Raw genomic sequence first — 1,840 nt, 5'->3', positions numbered from 1 at the left:
ATCGGCATAGGGGACGGCCTTCACAGGCCGTTCCCCTGCCACACCACCCGGCATGCGGGTCCGCACCGGGCGGTTCGAGAGATTGAGGTTATGAGAGACGCACTAATCCCAGCCTGTCGAACCACGCAATATTAAGCACGCGATTCAGATCAAGACGACTGTTACGCCACCAGCGGCAGGTATTTCCCGCCACCTTCTGTGCCACCTGGATGTTTGCACCAAGTGCTCGTAGCTCACGATACGTCGTCGTTCCACGCCCCCATTGTTTAAGCTGGATAGCTCGCAATCGGTGTCGCATCCATTCGTCCAACTCACGCCAGACGGCTGGGGTTTGCGACAAACCGAAGTAAGCCTTCCAGCCCAAAATGTAAGGTCGCAGCTCATCAGCAATCTGCTGCAAGCTACGGCCACACGAGCGTCGGGTGTACCAGCGTATTCGCTGCTTGAACTGCTTCTGCGCTTTATAGGATGCAGCACGCTTGACTTCGCCGCGGGCTGACCACAGCTCATAGCCCAAGAACTTGCGACCAAACGCACTCGCCACTGCACTCTTGCTCGCGTTGACACTCAAGTGCAGCTTGTCATACAGACGCTTCAGCAGAGCCATTACCCGCTCCCCCGCCTTATGACTGCGAACATACACATTCGCATCGTCGGCATAACGCACGAAGCAATGACCTCGACGCTCAAGCTCCCGATCCACTTCGTCCAGCAGCACATTCGCCAGCAACGGCGACAGCGGGCCGCCTTGCGGCGCCCCGCAGCGGCTTTTCTCGACCACGCCATTGATCAGCGTTCCTGCATCCAGATACGCACGAATCAGCCGGATAACCGCCCGATCCGTGATCCGTTTGCGTAAGCGCCCCATCAAAATGTCGTGATCGACCCGGTCGAAGAACTTTTCCAGGTCAACATCCACCACCACTTTGCGTCCCGAGGACACCTGGCGCTGGGCCGCCAAAACGGCGTCCTGCGCACTGCGCCCCGGGCGAAAACCGTAGCTGTGTTCACTGAAAGTCGGATCGAGTAGTGGTTGCAAGACTTGCAGCAACGCCTGTTGGATCAGGCGGTCGGTGACCGTGGGAATGCCCAACTCGCGCTGACCGCCGTCGGGCTTGGGAATGACCACTCGGCGTACCGGACTGGGCCGGTAGACACCAGACATAAGCTGCTCACGAATCACGACCCATTGGGTCAGCAGATGCTCGGCCGTCTGATCTATGTTCAGACCGTCGACTCCCGCTGCACCTTTGTTGGCCTTGACCCGCTTCCACGCCTGCTTCAGGTTTTCTCTCGCAAAGGCCCGCTCCAGCAGCCCTTGCCCTGCGTTATAGGGTTCATCTTGCGGGCGATTGACCTCGTCGCTGATGGGATATCTCACGGTTTCACCGCTCGTTATCTCCGTCCGCCCCGCGTTTGGCAGGCATCTGACTTCCGGTCTTTCGCATCAACATGGCCTATGACGCTTTCTCTCGTTCGGCCCTTCGTCAAAAAAAAAGACTACTACGGCCTCTGCTGACTTCTCGCTCCGGCTGGCGCCGTCGCCCTTTCAGGCACAAGGCGAGATCTCCCCAGGTAAGAACGCAATCCTTCACCACACAACCGCCGGATTTACACAGCCTGATCCTTGACCACAAAAGCTTCGCGGTTTTGTGCCCGCTCGCCCTGATCGGCTTTGCCTTTTATCCGGTTCTTGTACATCGGCTCATGGCTTCGATTCACGCTTCCTCCCCACACTCGGTCGCCCTCATGCAGTTGCGCTTCACTTCGTTCGCTGTGGTCAGCTTACGGCGGGACTTTCACCCACAAGATTGCGCCCATGCTGGGCGCACACAAAAAA

The 1,840-nt window shown here is 58.1% G+C and carries 1 protein-coding gene; it reads right to left on the bottom strand.

Annotation, left to right across the window (positions count from 1 at the left end):
- Nucleotides 1-88: 88 nt before the first annotated feature.
- Nucleotides 89-1,381: a group II intron reverse transcriptase/maturase gene (gene ltrA / locus PG5_RS30640; protein WP_020800950.1), complete on the bottom strand. Its 1,293-nt coding sequence runs from the start codon at nt 1,379-1,381 to the stop codon at nt 89-91.
- Nucleotides 1,382-1,840 lie beyond the last annotated feature (459 nt).

The organism is Pseudomonas sp. G5(2012) (assembly GCF_000408945.1).
GTDB classification, from domain to species: domain Bacteria; phylum Pseudomonadota; class Gammaproteobacteria; order Pseudomonadales; family Pseudomonadaceae; genus Aquipseudomonas; species Aquipseudomonas umsongensis.
The sequence above is the reverse complement of the archived record's forward strand: the minus strand, read 5'-3'. Positions and strand labels throughout refer to the sequence as shown.